Here is an 18,769-nt window from a genome sequence, read left to right on the forward strand (position 1 = left end):
TCCATTGTTAACATCCCATTACAATCATTAACAAAAAGACCATAAATATGACTGATAAACTAGAAATGACGGAAGAACAAAAACAAATATGGATACGCGAGCAGTACCTCAAAGCAACTAAATACCTCGCGGAGAAAGGCTTAGTCACAGAGAGTGTTGCTGAAACGGAAAGTCGCTATTTAGTACCAGTTATGGCTTTATGGAAAATAAACTTGTTGGATAAAACTAAGGTTTGGGTGGTATCGGGTGACTTACCAACAGATCATATTGCTTTAGACAAAGGCGAGTCAGCACGCGATGTGGTTAGGCACTTTTCTTTTAAATGGCAGCTACAAGCAGAAAATCTTTTGCGTTTAGATGATAAAGAACAAAAGCAGTTTGCTGAGTTTTTAATTGGTCGAGCAGATGGTCTTTATCAGCTTTATGATAAAGATGAACTTTGGCAAGAGGCTAAGTAAAAGCATTTAATTTGAATTGGGTTATTTAGTGGCTTAAATAATACTTTGCCACACCGGCTTCATTTAACGGGCAAGTCATTTTTTGTTTTGGCATGCCCGCTTCCATAAAGACCGCACCAGAGCTATTAAAATTAAACTTTCGAAAATACTCAATAGCTTCTAAAGGGCTATAAATAAAAATTTCTTTTAAAGCCATTTCACGTGCTATTTTAAGAAGCGCTTGTAAGATAGCTTTATCTACCTGATCTTTACGGCAAAACTTTAGCACCGCTATACGGCTAATTTCACCACTAGAGAGAATGCGGCCAGTACCTATTGGCTCTTGTGTTTTATCATGACAAGCTAAAACATGACAAGCAAAGTGATCTTTTCGATCAAACTCAATATGCTTTGGAATGCGCCATTCACAAACAAAAACCTGTTCTCTGATATTTTTAAGTAAGGGAGCTGCTTGCTCCCATTTTACTCGACTGACCGTGTAAGACATCTATTTTATTCAATATACCAATAACCCTTATTTAAAACACTAGTCAATAATTGCGTGTTTTTCAAACAACTATTGAAACTTTTTACTTGGCTAGTAGTCAAAGGCGTTTGCCCGGCTAACAACTGAGCTAAAGGTAAGCTTTGATTATCTATAGGAAAACTATCACCATTTAGGAATAATGTTGTTTGTGACTCGGTAATAATGGCTGCTTTTAGGCCTGAAACTGGCATAAAGAGTATTTCTGGTTCAGATAAAATATCAGCAAGTTTTTCTTCATCGATATCGTTGACCGGCATCAGCAATTCTAACGCATGATGACTTTGTGTTAGATATTGTCCAATAAACTGCTCAAACAATTCAGTATTTTCTAGTTGCTCTAGCATAAAGATTTTTAATTGCTGTTGATCGCTATTACTAATTAATGTGCTCGAGCTTGCTACTTTACGTGTAGCGTCACCGAAGCGTTGCTCACCTAGGTTATTATCAATCAACTTATCAGCAAAGCTTGACCATAACTCTTGGCTTGAAGGTGCTTGAAAACCAATTGAAAAATTAACTGAGTTCTCTAGTGATACACCATTGTGTGGATGATTGGGTGGAATATAAAGTAAATCACCCGCTTCCGTGATTTCATCAATCAAAGGTTCAAATGCCGATACCTGCTTTAGATCTGGGTGTGGTAGTAAGGTTGATAAGTCATTATTAGGTGCGCCAACCTGCCATCTTCTTTTGCCACTGCCTTGAATAATAAATACATCGTATTGATCTAAATGTGCACCAACCCCGCCATTAGGCGTTGAAAAGCTCACCATAACATCATCAATGCGCCAACGGGGAATAAAGGCAAATGGTGTTAACAAAGCATTAGTAGGGCGCGACCAGTTATTTACTGCTTGTACCAGTAAAGTCCAGTTTGCTTCACCATATTGAGAAAAATCCTCAAAGGGTCCATGATCTACTTGCCAATTGCCATGGTTATTTACGCTAACAATACGTGACTCTATTTCTGCTTCCATCGCTAAACCTGCAAGCTCGTCAGCGGGAATGGTATCTTTGAAGTTCTTAAAGGCTTGCTTAATTAATAGTGGTTTTTTTTGCCAATATTGTGCAAGAAATTTTTCAGGGCTTAAGTCACCCCAATTTAATGTTGCTATATTCATATTTTTGCCTTGTCGTGTGGCAACTTGTTTGTTGGCGATACGACTAATAGTTGGTGATTATAATTCAGCTAGCGCTTAGTTAAAAAGCAAAAAAGGGAGCCATTACGGATCCCTTTTTAAGCATTATAAAACTGAGCTGCTAACCAATAACTAGTCTAGTTCATTAATGAATGATACCGCGCGACCAATATAAGAAGCGGGTGTCATTTCACAAAGTTGCGTTTTTGCGGCTTCTGGTAATTCCAAAGTCATGATGAACTCACGCATTGAGTCGCCATTAACACGTTTGCCACGTGTTAGCTCTTTTAATTTTTCGTATGGCTTCTCGATACCGTAACGACGCATAACGGTTTGAATAGGCTCAGCAAGCACTTCCCAGTTTGAGTCAAGCTCAGCAGCTAAGTTAGCTTCGTTAACTTGTAACTTGCTGATACCTTTACGTGTTGCTTGGTAAGCTATCATAGCGTGAGCAAAGCCAACACCTAAGTTACGTAAAACCGTAGAGTCAGTCAAATCACGCTGCCAGCGAGAAATAGGTAGTTTTTGTGCTAAATGCGTGAATAGGGCATTAGCAATACCTAAGTTACCTTCAGAATTTTCAAAATCAATTGGGTTAACTTTATGTGGCATAGTAGAAGAGCCAATTTCACCAGCAATGGTTTTTTGTTTAAAGTGACCTAGAGCAATATAGCCCCAAACATCACGATCAAAATCAATTAAAATGGTGTTGAAACGCGCAATGGCATCAAATAGTTCAGCAATATAATCATGTGGTTCAATTTGCGTGGTAAATGCGTTAAAGCTTAAACCTAATGAGTTGACGAACTCATTCGCAAAATTGTGCCAGTCAACTTCAGGATATGCAGATAAATGTGCATTGTAGTTACCAACAGCGCCATTGATTTTACCCAACATTTCAACTTGTGCAATTTGCTCACGTTGACGTTTTAAACGAATGTATACATTCGCCATTTCTTTACCAAGCGTACTTGGAGAAGCCGGTTGGCCATGAGTACGACACATCATAGGGATATTTTGATATTCAACGGCTAAGGCTTTAATGTCGTTCAGAATGTCATCAATCATTGGCATAAGCACTTTTTCACGACAATCAGATAACATTAAGCCGTGAGAAAGGTTGTTAATGTCTTCAGAGGTACAAGCAAAATGAATGAACTCGGTAATAGCATTTAACTCGGCATTATCAGCAATTTTTTTCTTTAGAAAGTACTCAACGGCTTTAACATCATGGTTAGTTGTTGCTTCAATATCTTTAATTGCTTGTGCATCAGCTTCAGAAAAATCAGCAACTATCGCATCTAATAAAACATTAGCTTGCGAAGAAAACGCTGGAACTTCGTTAATTTCGGCAGTGGCGGCTAATTTTTGTAACCAACGTACTTCAACCGTTACACGGTATTTAATTAAGCCAAATTCGCTGAAAATAGGGCGCAATGATTTAACTTTACTGCCGTAACGGCCGTCAACCGGCGATATTGCAGTTAATGCTGAAAGTTCCATAGTAATTTCCTGAAGTTATATTTAAATTTCTTTAAGTAATTGTTGAGCACACGCGACTATTTTTGCGCGTCCAAATAAAATATTTCTACGTTTGCCGCCAACTTGTCGCCATAGTACGCTTGAACGAATACCGGCTAATAGCAAAGCACGAATTTTATGTTGATTACCTTGCTGCTTAAGTAAAGCCGGTTCACCGGCAACTTGGATAGGCGTGCCAATAGGGCTGAGTAAGTCACTGTAAATGCTTGCCAAGCTAGCAATAAGGGTGTCACTGGTAATATCGTAATGGGCAAGCTGGCGTTGGCTTTGTTCAATACGCTCACCTAATTGTGATAATTGGTTTTTCTTACTCGCTAAGCGACGTTCAAGACCCAATAAACTAACCACATAACGGGTTAATTCTGGATCTTTTGCTTTGGTTTGACTGCCTAATTGTTCGATTAACGCTTCCAACCCTAACTTTAGATGCGCAAGTTCATTGCTATAAACCTCTAAAATACTCTCAGGCGAAGTGACCATAATACTCTTTAGCATCACAGCAAGATCGGACTCATCTATTGAGCCCGTACGGGCAATTTTTTGTACTAAAGCTGCAGCTTGACAAACCGCAGCCATGGTAATGGTTTGTTTTTCTAAATTATTCATGTATGCCTTATGTTAGCGAATAAGGGAATTGATAATACCGCCACCTAGGCAAATATTATCTTGATAAAACACCACTGATTGTCCGGGCGTAACTGAGCTTTGCGGCTCGGTGAACATCACTAAATATTCACCGTTGGCCATGGGTGATAAATTACAAGTGACATCTTCTTGTCGATAACGGGTTTTAACCGTACAAGCTATTGGGCTTGTAAGCTCAACTCGAGCAACTAAATGTAATTGATTTGCTACTAAACCCTTAGAAAATAAGCGAGGATGGTCATGGCCTTGACCAACAATTAACACGTTACGCGTCAGGTCTTTGTCAACCACATACCATGGCGCTTCACCGGCATTAGCAAGGCCACCAATACGCAAGCCTTTGCGTTGACCTAAGGTGTGGTACATCAAACCATCATGTTCACCAATGGCTTCACCTTCTGGGGTTTCAATAACGCCCGGTTGTGCTGGTAAATACTTCCCCAGAAAGTCTTTAAATTTGCGTTCGCCAATAAAACAAATACCGGTACTATCTTTTTTGTTATGAGTAACTAAGTCGGCTTTTTCAGCAATTGCTCTGACTGCTGGTTTTTCAATATCACCAACCGGAAAAAGTGTTTTACCCACTTGTTCATGACTTAGGGTATAAAGAAAGTAGCTTTGATCTTTATTACTGTCTAAGCCTCGGTGCATTTGCCATTTACCATCGGCAAACTTACGTTGTACATAATGACCGGTGGCAATGTAATCAGCACCTAAGTCTTCACAAGCAAATTCTAGAAAAGCTTTAAATTTAATTTCCTTATTACACATAATATCAGGATTAGGTGTTCTGCCAGCTTTGTACTCAGCAAGAAAGTATTCAAAGACATTATCCCAGTATTCAGTGGCAAAGTTGATGGTATGGAGTGTAATGCCCAATTTGTCACAAACATTTTGCGCATCAGCTAAGTCTTCAGCTGCGGCACAGTACTCATCATTGTCATCTTCTTCCCAATTTTTCATGAACAAGCCTTCGACTTGATAGCCTTGCTCTTGTAATAAATAGGCAGAAACAGAAGAATCAACACCACCCGACATACCAACAATCACTTTCGTATCTTGTGGTAATTTTTCGTTTGGCTCTATTGAGTTTAAATTTACATGTTCGCTCGAGGTCATTACAACTACATTTCAATGGAAAAAGGCGCAAAATTATAGCATGGTCATTTAGCGTGATGATAGATTAAAGATTAGATTTTAGGTGACTTAACGGGATTTTTTTTCCACTAAGGTAATCTTCTATACATTCTAATACCAATGGACTACGCAATTGTACTGACTTTGCTTTAATTTCAGCCAAGGTTAACCAGTGACAAGCGATAATTTCCTCATCTTGTGGTTGTGTTGGTAAAAAGTCATCAAGTTCAATAACGAAACAAAATCTTAAATAGTAGAGGTTTATTGATGCTCGATAATAATAGTAAATGCCGCAGAGATACTCTGGTGATAACGAGAGCCCAGTTTCTTCTTTTAGCTCTCGTTCTATTGCATGGACTAAATTTTCATTGCTTTCTAAATGACCCGCAGGTTGGTTATAGACAGTAGCACCATGTTCCAACTCTTCGACTAATAAAAACTTATCTTGATAACAGACAATAGCGGCCACGGTGGTATTGGGTTTGAATTGCTCACTCCCGTGTGGTTCAGTTGGGGTTTCATCATATACTCGTGAAATGTTGTTATTTGGTTTAATTGTTATTTTAGACATGACTTAACCGTTTATAGTCACCATTATCTATTCCATCGATAGTCCATTTTCCGATACGGTAACGAATTAACCTAAGCGTTGGAAGTCCAACATGTGCGGTCATACGCCTAACTTGTCGATTTCTGCCTTCTTGAATTGTAATTTCTAACCAAGTTGTGGGAATTGCTGCACGTTCACGGATAGGTGGAGTACGCGGCCATACTTTAGGTTCATCAATAATGCGAACTGTTGCTGGCTTGGTCAAACCATCTTTTAATTCCACCCCTTGGCAAAGTGCATTAATAGCGATATCGGTGGCGGTACCTTCAACTTGTGCCCAATAGGTTTTATCGGTTTTTTGACTTGGGTTAGCCAATTTATGTTGTAGTTTACCATCATTAGTTAATAGTAAGAGTCCTTCACTATCTCGGTCTAAGCGTCCGGCAGCATAAACGTCTTTTATATCAATAAAATCTTTTAAGGTTTGTCGATTTTGATCATCAGTAAATTGGCTTAAAACATCAAAGGGTTTATTAAAAAGTACTATTTCTGCTTTGAAATTAACTGGTCGTACCTTTGAGGCTTTATGCCTGTTTTTACCTGTAAATAATTGATTTTGTTTAATTGTCACTGATTTTTGCCTTGTGGAAAATGAGCTAGCATTAATTCACCTATTTTAATACGCTTTGAATTCCGATACTATGCGCGCGAAAATTTTTTTTATCGATAAAATGAATAGTTATTTACACTATATCAAACGAATTGATTAATTGTATAACTTAGCGCCTGGTTAGCGGGTCAATAATTGAGTAAATGTAAGCTATATTTTCATACATTTAGTGCGATTGTTTATATGACGAATAAGGTGTTAAATAGCAAGTTTACAAAGTCTATGCAGCGTTATATTTTTGATAGGGGATTCATTATTCTCATCATCAATAATTTGTTACTAAAGCTTTGAGCTTGCTAAATGTGCAATGCATTAGTCCGATTGATATAATGAATGATTATTCATTTTATCGATTAATGGCAAATCAGCAAAGGATTTTAAATGACCACAGATACATCAAAAATTATTTATACTATTACCGATGAAGCGCCAGCTTTAGCTACGCATTCTTTTTTACCCATTGTTAAAGCGTTCACAGCATCTTCTGCTATTGATGTTGAAACACGCGATATTTCATTGGCTGGTCGAATCATCGCTAATTTTCCGAAATATCTTACTGCAGAGCAAAGAATGGATGATGCTTTGGCTGAGTTAGGCGAATTAGCCAAAACTCCTGAAGCTAACATCATTAAGTTACCTAACATTTCTGCATCTATTCCGCAGTTACAAGCGGTAATTAAAGAGTTACAAGCAAAAGGTTATAATTTACCAAATTACCCAGAAGAACCACAAAATGAAGCGGAAGAGTCAATTAAATTGACTTATGCAAAAGTGTTAGGCTCAGCGGTAAACCCAGTATTACGTGAAGGTAATTCAGATCGTCGTGCACCAGGTTCTGTTAAGCAATATGCGCGAACTAACCCGCATTCAATGGGCGCATGGTCTCCAACAACGAAATCTCATGTTGCACATATGCAATCAGGTGATTTTTACGGTAGTGAAAAATCAGTCACCATTAACGGTGCAACCAACGTTAAAATTGAATATATCGCCGAAAATGGCGATGTCACGTTACTAAAAGAGCATTTAGCGTTATTAGATCAAGAAATTATTGATGCATCTGTTATGAGTAAAGCGGCACTGGTTGACTTTTTTGCTACTGAAACTGAAAAAGCTAAATCTGAAAACGTTTTATTATCGTTACACCTTAAAGCAACTATGATGAAAGTCTCTGATCCAGTGATGTTTGGTTATGCTGTTAAAGTGTTTTATAAAGATGTTTTTGCTAAGCATGGTGCTACCTTTGATCAACTTGGTGTTGATGCCGATAACGGTATTGGTGATGTTTACGCTAAAATTGGTCGTTTGTCAGCTGAGAAAAAAGCTGAAATTGAAGCCGATATTCAAGCTGTATATGTAACACGCCCTGAATTAGCTATGGTAGATTCTGATAAAGGTATTACCAATTTACATGTACCTAGTGATGTGATTATCGATGCATCAATGCCTGCGGCATTACGTGCTTCAGGTATGATGTGGGCACCAGATGGCACACAAAAAGAAACTAAGTTTATGATCCCTGATCGTAACTACGCAGGTGTTTTTTCTGCTGTTGTAGATTTTTGTCGTGAAAACGGTGCTTTTAATCCAACAACTATGGGTACCGTACCTAATGTTGGTTTAATGGCGCAAAAAGCTGAAGAGTATGGTTCACATGATAAAACCTTTATAATGACAGATGCAGGTAGTGTACGTGTTGTTAATGATCAAGGCGAAACACTGATTGAGCATTTGGTTGCTGAAGGTGATATCTGGAGAATGTGTCAAGCTAAAGACGCACCCATTCAAGATTGGGTTAAATTAGCGGTAACTCGTGCTAAAGCGAGCAACACACCTGCAGTATTTTGGTTAGATGAAAATCGTGGTCATGATGCGCAAATGATTAAGAAAGTTAATACTTATCTTGCCGATCATGATACGACGGGTTTAGATATTCAAATTATGGAGCCGATTAGAGCCTGTGAATTTACTTTAGCACGTGTTGCTAAAGGTGAAGACACTATCTCTGTAACAGGTAACGTTTTACGTGACTACCTCACTGACTTATTTCCAATTCTAGAGCTCGGTACTAGTGCAAAAATGCTGTCAATTGTACCATTGATGAATGGTGGCGGCTTATTTGAAACCGGTGCTGGTGGTTCAGCGCCTAAGCATGTACAACAGTTCGAAAAAGAAAACCACTTACGTTGGGATTCTTTAGGTGAATTTCTTGCATTAGCCGCTTCACTTGAACACTTAAGTGTCACTACGGGTAATGCCAAGGCACAAGTTTTAGCTGACACACTTGATCAAGCTACCGCGAAGTTTTTACAAGAAAATAAATCACCATCACGTCGTGTTGGTGAGCTAGATAACCGTGGCTCTCACTTTTATTTAGCAATGTACTGGGCACAAGCGCTTGCAGAGCAAACGAGTGATGAAAGCTTAAAATCAAGTTTTGTTGCTGTTGCCCAAGCATTAACTAAACAAGAAGCAAAAATTGTTGCAGAATTAAATGCTGCTCAAGGACCAAGTATTGACATTAACGGTTATTATTTTGCTGATGCTGATTTAGCAGAAAAAGCGATGCGCCCAAGTGCGACATTAAATACAATTTTGTCGAGCTTACTTTAAGCGCATAGGTATAATAATTATAAAAAGCTAGGCTGTTGCCTAGCTTTTTTTTACTTAAAATTTAGTACACTACGCTATATACGTGTGAATGAATTGATAATTGAGGACATTATTTCTGATAAAAAATTTGCAATTAATTTAAACAAGCGTTTTAATTATTCATAGTAGTGATATTGACTATCATGATTTAAGTATTAGTTTCATTGCTCTTTTTCTATTAGTTTAAGGGGAAAGAAATTAGCAAACGGCTATTTTTATTAGTAAATTTGGGAGAGTTCATATGTCGAACCATGTAAATATTCCTAGTGCTGGCACTAAAATAACTTCAGAACAAGGTATATTAAAGGTACCTAACAACCCCATTATTCCTTTCATTGAAGGTGATGGTATTGGTGTAGACGTTACGCCGCCTATGATGAAAGTTGTCGATGCTGCTGTACAAAAAGCTTATGGCGGAGATAAAAAAATTCATTGGATGGAAGTCTATGCCGGTGAAAAAGCAACACAAATTTATGATTCAGAGACTTGGTTGCCGGATGAAACATTAGCGATGTTCAAAGAGTATAAAGTCGGCATTAAAGGTCCACTAACAACACCGGTTGGCGGAGGTATGCGTTCTTTGAATGTTGCTTTGCGACAAATACTTGATTTATATGTTTGTCAACGACCAGTGCAGTGGTTTACGGGGGTACCGAGTCCGGTTAAAAAACCAGGTGAAGTTGATATGGTTATTTTCCGTGAAAACTCAGAGGATATTTATGCTGGTATTGAATATCAAGCCGGTACTGAGCAAGCGAAGAAAATGATAAAATTTTTGACCGAAGAAATGGGTGTCACCAAAATTCGTTTTCAAGAAAATTGTGGTATCGGTATCAAACCGGTATCTAAAGAAGGCACGCAAAGGCTTGTTCGACAAGCTATTCAATACGCCATTGACAACGACAGAGAGTCGGTTACTTTAGTTCATAAAGGTAACATCATGAAATTCACTGAAGGGGCATTTAAAGATTGGGGCTATGAATTAGCCCGTGAAGAATTTGGTGCTGATTTACTTAACGGTGGTCCTTGGTGTAGCTTAACAAACCCTAAAACAGGCAAAGAAATTATCATTAAAGATGTTATTGCCGATGCTATGTTACAGCAAATATTGCTACGTCCGGCTGAATACAGTGTTATTGCGACATTAAACTTAAATGGTGATTATTTGTCGGATGCTTTAGCGGCACAAGTGGGTGGTATCGGTATAGCGCCTGGGGCTAACTTAAATGATGATATTGCTATTTTTGAAGCAACGCATGGTACAGCGCCTAAATATGCAGGCTTGAATAAGGTCAACCCGGGCTCAGTAATTTTATCAGCTGAAATGATGTTACGTCATATGGGCTGGGCTGAAGCTGCTAATTTACTTTTAAAAGGCATGTCTGGGGCCATTAACGCAAAAACAGTAACTTATGATTTTGAGCGCTTAATGGATGATGCTACTTTGGTTACTTGTTCTGAGTTTGGTGATTGTATTATTGACCATATGTAATACCCATTCTACTAAGCTCTGAGTGGGAACAATCTTAATAAACTTGGTATAATACTCAGTACGATAATGTAAGTTATTAGCCATAAAAAAACACAGCCAAAATGCTGTGTTTTTTGTTTTTAATCGAACCTTATTTTTTATATTAATTATCTGATTCTAATTCTGATGGTGTAATACTCGCCGCATGATGACCTTTTGGCCCTGCGTTTAATTCGTAATTTACATCCTGACCCGCTTTTAATGTACGGTATCCTTCCATTTGAATCGTTGAATAATGAGCAAAAATATCTTCACCACCATCCTCTGGACGTATAAAACCGAAACCTTTTGCATTATTAAACCATTTAACTGTACCGTGAGCCATACTTCAACATCCTTCTAAAATCATCGGTAATTAGGTATGCTTTCCTGAAAGCATCATATATTCATTTCAAGTGGATAAAAAATAACCACCAAGATAAATCGTAGATAATAATTAGAAATAGTCAAGTGTAATATTATATTTTTTGATGTTTTTTAGTTATTATTTTTTCAAATCTTAAAGCAAAAATTTAACTGACAGACTAATATAGAATTATGAGTAAATGGAAAGAGTTAATAGATGATCAAAGCGTTCTTGACGAGGAGGTTATTGAAAAATTTCAGAAACCCCCAATGTATACTGTAGTGCTATTGAATGATGACTATACTCCAATGGATTTTGTCATTGATGTATTGTGCAAATTTTTTAACATGAATTCAGAACAAGCAACAGAAGTCATGCTAGCTATTCATTATAAAGGGAAAGGGCGTTGTGGTACCTTTACTGCTGAAGTGGCAGAAACAAAGGTTGATCAGGTGTTGAGTTACGCAACAAGCAATGAACATCCGCTTAAATGTACTATGGAAAAGGCGTAATAACGCAAGATGCAAATTGGAGTAACCTATGCTAAATAAAGATTTAGAAGTATCGTTAAATATGGCTTTTCGTCAGGCTAAAGAGTCTCGCCATGAATTTATGACGGTTGAACATTTATTGTTGGCGTTGTTAGATAACCCTTCGTCTATTGATGCTTTAAATGCTTGTGGTGCTAATATGACCAATCTAAGAAAAGAACTATTAGCCTTTATTGCCGATACGACGCCTGTTATCCCCACAGGTGAAGAGGAAAGAGAAACCCAACCGACACTGGGTTTTCAACGCGTGTTACAACGTGCTGTTTTTCATGTTCAATCTTCGGGTAAAAGTGAAGTCAATGGCGCTAATGTCTTAGTGGCAATATTTAGCGAACAAGAATCACAAGCGGCTTATTTTTTAAAGAAATCTGATATCAGTCGCCTCGATATTGTTAATTATATCTCACATGGTATCGCTAAAATTGATCAAGAAGCTAACACTAATGCAGCACAAGCACCGGCAGGTGAAGAAGAGCCTCGTACCATTGATAACTTTTCTACAAACCTCAATGAAGAGGCTTTGAAAGGCAATATTGATCCGCTTATTGGTCGTGATAGTGAGCTAGAGCGCACGCTGCAAGTGTTAAGTCGTCGTCGTAAAAATAATCCGTTATACGTCGGTGAAGCCGGCGTAGGTAAAACCGCCATAGCTGAAGGTTTAGCCAATTTATTAATTTCAGATAAAGTGCCTGAGTTTCTGGCAGACGCGACAATATACTCTTTAGATATGGGCGCGTTGTTGGCGGGGACTAAATATCGTGGTGATTTTGAGAAGCGCTTTAAAGCCTTGTTAAAAGAGCTTGAGCAAGATGGCAATGCGATACTCTTTATTGATGAGATACACACCATTATAGGAGCTGGTGCAGCCTCTGGCGGTATGTTAGATGCGTCGAATCTGATCAAACCGTTACTTTCGTCAGGAAAGTTACGTTGTATTGGCTCTACAACTTATCAAGAGTACCAAAGTATTTTTGAAAAAGATCGTGCTTTAGCTCGTCGTTTTCAAAAAATTGATGTTATTGAGCCCAGCGTTGACGACACAACAAAAATTTTACATGGTTTGAAAGATAAATATGAAGCGCATCATGGTGTACGTTATTCAAACAAAGCGTTAAGAGCCGCAGCACAACTTTCGGCTAAATATATTAATGAGCGCTTTTTACCCGATAAAGCCATTGATGTTATTGATGAAGCGGGTGCACGTCAGCAGTTAGTAGCGGCGTCTAAACGTAAAAAAGTGATCAGCAATACTGATATTGAAAACATTGTCGCTAAAATGGCTCGTATTCCTGAAAAGTCAGTATCATCGTCAGAGGTTGATAGTCTGAAAACACTTGATCGCAATTTAAAACTGGTTGTTTTTGGCCAAGATCATGCCATTGATGAGCTATCGTCTGTTATTCGCTTATCACGAGCAGGTTTAGGCAATGAAAATAAACCTATTGGATCATTTATCTTTGCTGGACCAACAGGAGTAGGTAAAACAGAAGTTACTCAACAGCTTGCTAAAGTACTGGGTGTTGAACTATTACGTTATGACATGTCTGAATACATGGAGAAACACGCTGTTAGCCGTTTAATTGGTGCGCCTCCTGGTTATGTTGGCTATGAGCAAGGCGGTTTACTTACTGATGCTGTGATTAAAAATCCACACGCTGTTGTCTTGCTAGATGAAATAGAAAAAGCCCACGAAGATGTTTACAACATTCTCCTACAGGTTATGGATCATGGCACGTTAACAGACAACAATGGCCGTAAAGCTGACTTTAGAAACATTATATTAGTGCTAACAACTAATGCGGGCATTGCGCACACGGTGAAGCAATCTATTGGCTTTAAACAACAAGACAATAGCATTGATGCCATGGAGGAAATTAATAAAGTATTTTCACCTGAGTTTCGCAATCGCTTAGATAACATTGTTTGGTTTAATCATTTAAGTGATGAAATTATTCAACAAGTCGTCGACAAGTTTATTGTTGAGTTACAAGTTCAACTTGATGAAAAAGCTGTTTCTTTAGAAATTACCAAAGATGCTAAAAAATGGATGGCAACTAATGGCTATGACAAGTCGATGGGAGCGCGTCCGATGGCGAGGTTGATTCAAGAGCAATTGAAAAAACCCTTAGCTAATGAGCTACTTTTTGGTGAACTAACCCAAGGTGGTGTCGCTCGGGTTGCTGTGAAGAAAGATAAATTGGTGATAAATTACGAATCAAAAAAAGAGTTAGTTGAACATTAGCGGCTAATATCATTGATATTGTATAGAAAATAAAAAAACCGAGCAAGCTCGGTTTTTTGTTATATCAAATTGGAATTAACTAAATTTTGATGATAAAAAAACGCTTTATTTACATAAACCTAAAGCGTATTCATAACTGAATTAATTAATTTTTATCTAGCACGGAAGATAATGCGACCTTTAGATAAGTCATATGGTGTTAGTTCAACAGTGACTTTATCGCCAGTTAAAATACGGATGTAATTTTTGCGCATTTTCCCAGAAATATGAGCGGTTACAACATGACCATTTTCCAATTCAACACGGAACATAGTATTTGGCAAAGTATCTAAAACAGTACCTTGCATTTCAATATTTTCTTCTTTCGCCATTGGGCGCCAAACCTCTAAATTAGTGCGTAAATAAAAAGCTGCGCAGATAATGCCGAATTACAGCGCTAATGTAAAGCTATAGTGTTATTTATTTACGGTTTGCCATTGATTTTCGACTAATATTTGGTGTGGGTTATAGCGATCTTTATAGTTCATTTTATTGCATTGTGCTATTTGATAACCAAGATAGAGGAATTGATATTCAAGGTCAGCAGCCATTTCAATTTGCTTTAAAATTGAAAAAACGCCCAAGCCGTATTTTCTATAATCTGGGTGGTAAAAAGTATATACCGCCGATAAGCCATCAGGAATTTTGTCTGTTACCGCAACACTGATCAAAAGCTCATTGTGCCAAATTTCAATGTAGCATTGCTCAGTAATATCGTTGAGGGTAAAACTCTGAAACTGCTGCTCTGATGCCGGAAACATACTACCGTCGCTATGTATAATATTAATATACTGCTCGTATAGTGGGTAGTAGCTGGGTTTTATCTGTTCACTTATCACTACCGTAAATAGCTGATTGCGTTTTAATAAGCGTTTTTGACTTTTTGAGGGGATAAAGTTCTTCACTAATACTCGAAGTGACTGGCATGCTTGACATGCAATACAATGGGGACGATAGATTTCATTACCGCTGCGCCTAAAGCCTTGTTGCATCAACCAACCATAATGTTCACTATCATGTAAGCTACTATCAACAGCCACTAATAAGCGCTCTTCTTGCCCAGGCAAGTAATTGCAGGGGAACGGCTTAGTAATACCTAACTTGTACTTTAAACTCATTAACGATTACCTTTAACTGCATTTTTAATATTTGGTGATTTAACTATAAAGCCAAGCAGTATAATAACGCTATTCTAATTACGTTACCTTTATTTGATGGTAAATTAATTGTCAAATTAGTTTCCTACGGTGTGTTTTGTTTTTAATTAAGGCTATTACTAACGATTAGTAATTTTGAATGTAAAAAAATTAGTGAATTGGTTCGATAAGGCGAGCATATCTTGAAATAGGCTTTTGAATATAATCTGAGTACTGAATGATTCTAAAAATACTTTGTGCTTCTTGGTCATAGGTATGCTAATAGCCAAGTTGGATTATTGCTAGGTTATAAGTTCTAAAATTAGTGCAACTTAACTTTATTCGCTGCCTTTAATGTTAAATATGCTTGTTCAAATGATTCTAGTTGATAATATGCTTCCGCGAGTACACGCATTAATTCTGCTTGATCAAGTGTAAGCGTCCGGCAAAGAGCATCTAAACAATGTGCCGAGTTCAAGTTAAGTTACTTCAAACAATTATTTGGAGTAACTTATGAAAATAACTCGAAGCCATGAACAATGGCGAGCTATCCTTACTGAACAGCAAGCTAGTGGCTTAACCATCATTGATTATTGCCGTAAACATCAATTAGCAACCTCTAGTTTTTATGTCTTTCGTAAAAAGCTGGGGATCACTACCAGCAGCTTTGTTCGTACCCAAGTCACCCAACAAGTTGAATTGATAACGCAGCAACCACCCATTGAATTGACGTTAGGGAAAGCAACATTAAAGCTTCCTTCAAATACCTGTGCCACTTACTTAGGCCAAGTATTACGAGCATTGGTTTAATGAAAATGTTTAGTGAAGTACCTGAAGTCTTTTTACACCGAGATGTTGTCGATTTTCGTAAATCGATAAATGGCTTGGTTGGTATTGTTGAAGGTGAACTTGAACATGACGCTTATACTGGCGCATTGTTCGTCTTTTGTAACAAAGCCAGAGACAAGCTTAAAATTCTCTATTGGGATAAAACAGGTTTTGCGTTGTGGTATAAGCGCCTAGAAAAACAGAAATTCAAATGGCCAAGTAAAGTATCAAACCAAGTGTTTGAATTAACGGAGCAGCAATTGGCTTGGTTACTCTCGGGTTATGATGTTGTAGGTCATGATCCATTACACTATGAATCGGTGATTTGAGGGGATCACATTGACTATCAAAAGGTAGTCAATGATCGTGTACGCAAACCCTATATTATTTGACGTACAAAGCAGATAGCCAATGTAAATTTTGCTAAGCTGTGTGCATGAATATAGATGTTAACTCACTGCCCAACGACCCAGAACAACTCAAGAAAATGTTACTTGAGTTGCAAGTTAACACAACCCGAGCATTGGCAGAAAAAGATAAAGAGTTAGCTAAACAAAATGAAATTATTCATGGTCTGATCGAGCGCTATGAAATCGCTAGACGCAAAGCGTTCGGTAAAAGCTCAGAGAAAAATCCTGGCGAAGGTGAAACCTTCAATGAAGCCGAAGAAACCTTGGATGAAGCCGATAAAATACTCTTAGCCGAGGTTGATGGCAAGCAAGCAGCAACCATTAAAAACACACCGAAACGAAAAGCGCTTCCCAAAGACTTACCGCGTCAAGTCGTGACAATCGATTTACCTGTTGATGAGAAAATCTGTAATTGCTGTCAAAATAGCTTACATAAAATCGGGGAGTCACGCAGTGAAAAGCTCGAGTTCGTTCCTGCACATATCAAGGTAATTGAAACTATTCGTCCCAAATATGCCTGTAAGCAGTGTGAGAAAACAGGTATCACCAATCACATTAAAACACCGCCAATGCCCTCAACGCCAATCCCCAAAGGGATTGCCACGGCAAGCTTACTCAGCCAGCTCATCACAGCTAAATACCAATATGGCTTACCGCTCTATCGTCAAGAAAGGCTGTTTAACGACTATGGCATAAGTTTAAGTCGCCAAACGATGTCAGACTGGTTAATACGTTGCAGTGAGTTGTTGATGCCGCTATATGTTGCCTTAAAAAGGCAGTTACTTGCGCAAGCGGTTATCCATGCTGACGAAACCCCATTAAAGGTTATTCGAGAAGAAAAGACGACCAGCTATATGTGGGTGATGTGATGGACGCTCCCAATTACGGCGTCAATGCGCCAAACTGGTTAAAAACAATCAGTTAATTTAAGGAACGTCCGTCATGAAAGTTAGCACAATATCAATTGATTTAGCAAAAAACGTTTTTCAACTCATGGGGTTTACTGAGGCTAATAAAGGCGTTTTTAATAAGCGCTTGAACCGCGCTCAACTGAAGCATTTTATGCAAATGCAACCCCCATGTCGTGTTGTGATGGAGGCCTGTTATTCTTCTCATTATTGGGGCCGGTTGTTTGAATCCATCGGTCACACTGTGCACTTAATTCCTGCGCAACACGTGACACCTTTTGTGCGAGGAAACAAGAATGACAGTAACGATACACTGGCCATATTCGAAGCAAGTAGGCGACCTTTCATTCGGTTTGTCCCCATCAAAACCCAAACTCAGCAAGAAACGTTAATGCTACATCGCTTGCGAGAAAGGTTACTTAAAAACACGTACAGCGGTCACTAATCAACTACGTGGTTTATTAGCTGACATTGGCCTTGTTTTCCCGTTAGGCATACCTGCTTTTAATGAAAGTATGCAAGCATTATCACTTGATACCACGTTATCGGTATCAGTTCAGTGGCTAGTTAACGATGTTTATCAAGAATTCAAAACCTTAAACCTACGTATTAAAGCGATTGAAAAACAATTAAAAACTGACATTGAAGCCAATTCATTAGGGCAAATACTATTGAGTATCCCTGGCATTGGTTACCTCAATGCTTCTGCCTTTATTGCCTCAATAGGCAGTGGACAAGCCTTCACCAGTGCACGCGACTTTGCTGTTTGGCTAGGCATTACACCCAAACAATTTGCCTCAGGCAATAAAAGCGTGATGGGCGGCATCAGTAAACGTGGAGACCAATACCTGCGTAAACAGCTTATCCATGGTGCGCGTGCCATCATCGTTCATGCCAGAAAGAAACACGATGCATTGAGTGTGTGGATAACCCAGTTAAGTGCACGAAAACCGTTCAATTGTACCGCGGTTGCCACTGCGCACAAGTTAGCACGCATCATGTGGACATTGTTACAAAAGCAATGCCATTACACGCCTCAACCGGTTAAGGTAATCACATGATTGACGACCCGTTTTACCCTCTAGTAAGCCTGTGCAGGACAAAGGCCATGAGTCTGTGTGGGTGTTTAGGCTGCTAGAGGGGACTTAATTTATCCAGAAAACTTTTCAAGACTGTTGTTGATAAGATGAGAAAAAAAGGCACTAGCCAACTAGAACAAAGCCTGTGAGAGGACAAGTGTATCTATCACGTTTGGGTGAACAATGTTTTAAGGTATTTCTAGTTCGCAACTTATCTGGAGCATGGATAACAAACCATAGCTCGAATATATGTCAGTACAGTTTGCTTTAAGCAAGCGAAAGCGCCTGTCATCATGAACAAAAGTATGAAAAGAGTAATGCTCAGTAATCAAAAACATAAGCCCGTTTTGTTATGTTTTCGTATTCACTTGGGTTGACAT

Annotated in this window: 18 protein-coding genes and 1 pseudogene; 9 read left to right on the top strand and 10 right to left on the bottom strand. The window is 38.5% G+C overall.

The window, feature by feature from the left end; all coding sequences use genetic code 11:
- Window positions 1–47: 47 nt before the first annotated feature.
- Window positions 48–458, top strand: coding sequence for a DUF4826 family protein (locus FGD67_RS02360; protein ID WP_257173526.1), 411 nt, complete (start codon window positions 48–50; stop codon window positions 456–458).
- 25 nt (window positions 459–483) lie between these two features.
- Here FGD67_RS02360 and FGD67_RS02365 read toward each other — a convergent pair whose 3' ends face one another.
- The 7 genes from FGD67_RS02365 to FGD67_RS02395 form a co-directional block, all read right to left on the bottom strand.
- Entirely contained in the window at window positions 484–945 is a 462-nt protein-coding gene (locus FGD67_RS02365) for a GNAT family N-acetyltransferase (RefSeq protein WP_257173527.1), read from the bottom strand.
- Window positions 946–950: 5 nt separating this feature from the next.
- Window positions 951–2,105 (bottom strand): cupin domain-containing protein, encoded by a 1,155-nt coding sequence (locus tag FGD67_RS02370; RefSeq protein WP_257173528.1) that lies wholly within the window; start codon window positions 2,103–2,105, stop codon window positions 951–953.
- A 150-nt stretch (window positions 2,106–2,255) separates the two neighbouring features.
- Window positions 2,256–3,626, bottom strand: coding sequence for an adenylosuccinate lyase (gene purB, locus FGD67_RS02375; protein WP_257173529.1), 1,371 nt, complete (start codon window positions 3,624–3,626; stop codon window positions 2,256–2,258).
- A gap of 21 nt (window positions 3,627–3,647) precedes the next feature.
- Complete coding sequence (gene hflD, locus FGD67_RS02380; RefSeq protein WP_257173530.1) at window positions 3,648–4,271, bottom strand: high frequency lysogenization protein HflD; 624 nt, start codon at window positions 4,269–4,271, stop codon at window positions 3,648–3,650.
- Window positions 4,272–4,283: 12 nt separating this feature from the next.
- Window positions 4,284–5,429, bottom strand: a complete 1,146-nt coding sequence (gene mnmA / locus FGD67_RS02385) for a tRNA 2-thiouridine(34) synthase MnmA (RefSeq protein WP_257173531.1) — start codon at window positions 5,427–5,429, stop codon at window positions 4,284–4,286.
- A gap of 64 nt (window positions 5,430–5,493) precedes the next feature.
- Window positions 5,494–6,018 (bottom strand): NUDIX hydrolase, encoded by a 525-nt coding sequence (locus tag FGD67_RS02390; protein WP_257173532.1) that lies wholly within the window; start codon window positions 6,016–6,018, stop codon window positions 5,494–5,496.
- On the bottom strand, window positions 6,011–6,544 hold the full coding sequence (locus FGD67_RS02395) for a pseudouridine synthase (protein WP_257175051.1): 534 nt from the start codon (window positions 6,542–6,544) through the stop codon (window positions 6,011–6,013). Before FGD67_RS02395 ends, FGD67_RS02390 begins: the two co-directional genes overlap by 8 nt.
- Window positions 6,545–7,048: 504 nt before the next feature.
- Between FGD67_RS02395 and FGD67_RS02400 the strand changes: the two genes are divergently transcribed.
- Both FGD67_RS02400 and icd read left to right on the top strand, forming a co-directional pair.
- Window positions 7,049–9,280 (top strand): NADP-dependent isocitrate dehydrogenase, encoded by a 2,232-nt coding sequence (locus FGD67_RS02400; RefSeq protein ID WP_257173533.1) that lies wholly within the window; start codon window positions 7,049–7,051, stop codon window positions 9,278–9,280.
- A 280-nt stretch (window positions 9,281–9,560) separates the two neighbouring features.
- Entirely contained in the window at window positions 9,561–10,811 is a 1,251-nt protein-coding gene (icd, locus tag FGD67_RS02405; RefSeq protein WP_257173534.1) for an NADP-dependent isocitrate dehydrogenase, read from the top strand.
- Window positions 10,812–10,953: 142 nt separating this feature from the next.
- Here the strand turns inward: icd and cspD are convergent, their stop codons facing one another.
- Entirely contained in the window at window positions 10,954–11,175 is a 222-nt protein-coding gene (cspD, locus tag FGD67_RS02410; RefSeq protein ID WP_077285985.1) for a cold shock domain-containing protein CspD, read from the bottom strand.
- A gap of 212 nt (window positions 11,176–11,387) precedes the next feature.
- Between cspD and clpS the strand changes: the two genes are divergently transcribed.
- Window positions 11,388–11,708, top strand: a complete 321-nt coding sequence (gene clpS, locus FGD67_RS02415; RefSeq protein ID WP_257173535.1) for an ATP-dependent Clp protease adapter ClpS — start codon at window positions 11,388–11,390, stop codon at window positions 11,706–11,708.
- Window positions 11,709–11,736: 28 nt separating this feature from the next.
- Complete coding sequence (gene clpA, locus FGD67_RS02420) at window positions 11,737–13,989, top strand: ATP-dependent Clp protease ATP-binding subunit ClpA (protein WP_257173536.1); 2,253 nt, start codon at window positions 11,737–11,739, stop codon at window positions 13,987–13,989.
- A 152-nt stretch (window positions 13,990–14,141) separates the two neighbouring features.
- On the opposite strand, the gene infA is transcribed toward clpA, so the two are convergent.
- Complete coding sequence (infA, locus tag FGD67_RS02425) at window positions 14,142–14,360, bottom strand: translation initiation factor IF-1 (protein WP_011043571.1); 219 nt, start codon at window positions 14,358–14,360, stop codon at window positions 14,142–14,144.
- 84 nt (window positions 14,361–14,444) lie between these two features.
- Window positions 14,445–15,146: an arginyltransferase gene (locus tag FGD67_RS02430; protein ID WP_257173537.1), complete on the bottom strand. Its 702-nt coding sequence runs from the start codon at window positions 15,144–15,146 to the stop codon at window positions 14,445–14,447.
- Between the two features lie 531 nt (window positions 15,147–15,677).
- Here FGD67_RS02430 and FGD67_RS02435 point away from each other — a divergent pair.
- The 4 genes and pseudogenes from FGD67_RS02435 (at window position 15,678) to FGD67_RS02450 (ending at window position 18,371) form a co-directional block, all read left to right on the top strand.
- The gene (locus FGD67_RS02435; protein ID WP_257173538.1) at window positions 15,678–15,974 is read left to right on the top strand and encodes an IS66 family insertion sequence element accessory protein TnpB; all 297 of its coding nucleotides are present in this window, start codon (window positions 15,678–15,680) and stop codon (window positions 15,972–15,974) included.
- Complete coding sequence (tnpB, locus tag FGD67_RS02440) at window positions 15,974–16,321, top strand: IS66 family insertion sequence element accessory protein TnpB (protein ID WP_257173539.1); 348 nt, start codon at window positions 15,974–15,976, stop codon at window positions 16,319–16,321. The genes FGD67_RS02435 and tnpB overlap by 1 nt, the downstream gene beginning before the upstream one ends.
- 107 nt (window positions 16,322–16,428) lie before the next feature.
- Window positions 16,429–17,271 (top strand): IS66 family transposase, encoded by an 843-nt coding sequence (locus tag FGD67_RS02445; protein WP_257173540.1) that lies wholly within the window; start codon window positions 16,429–16,431, stop codon window positions 17,269–17,271.
- Window positions 17,272–17,344: 73 nt separating this feature from the next.
- Window positions 17,345–18,371, top strand: a pseudogene (locus FGD67_RS02450) (IS110 family transposase).
- The last annotated feature ends 398 nt before the right edge of the window (window positions 18,372–18,769 follow it).

It is taken from the genome of Colwellia sp. M166, assembly GCF_024585285.1.
In the GTDB taxonomy this organism is placed as follows: Bacteria; Pseudomonadota; Gammaproteobacteria; order Enterobacterales; family Alteromonadaceae; genus Cognaticolwellia.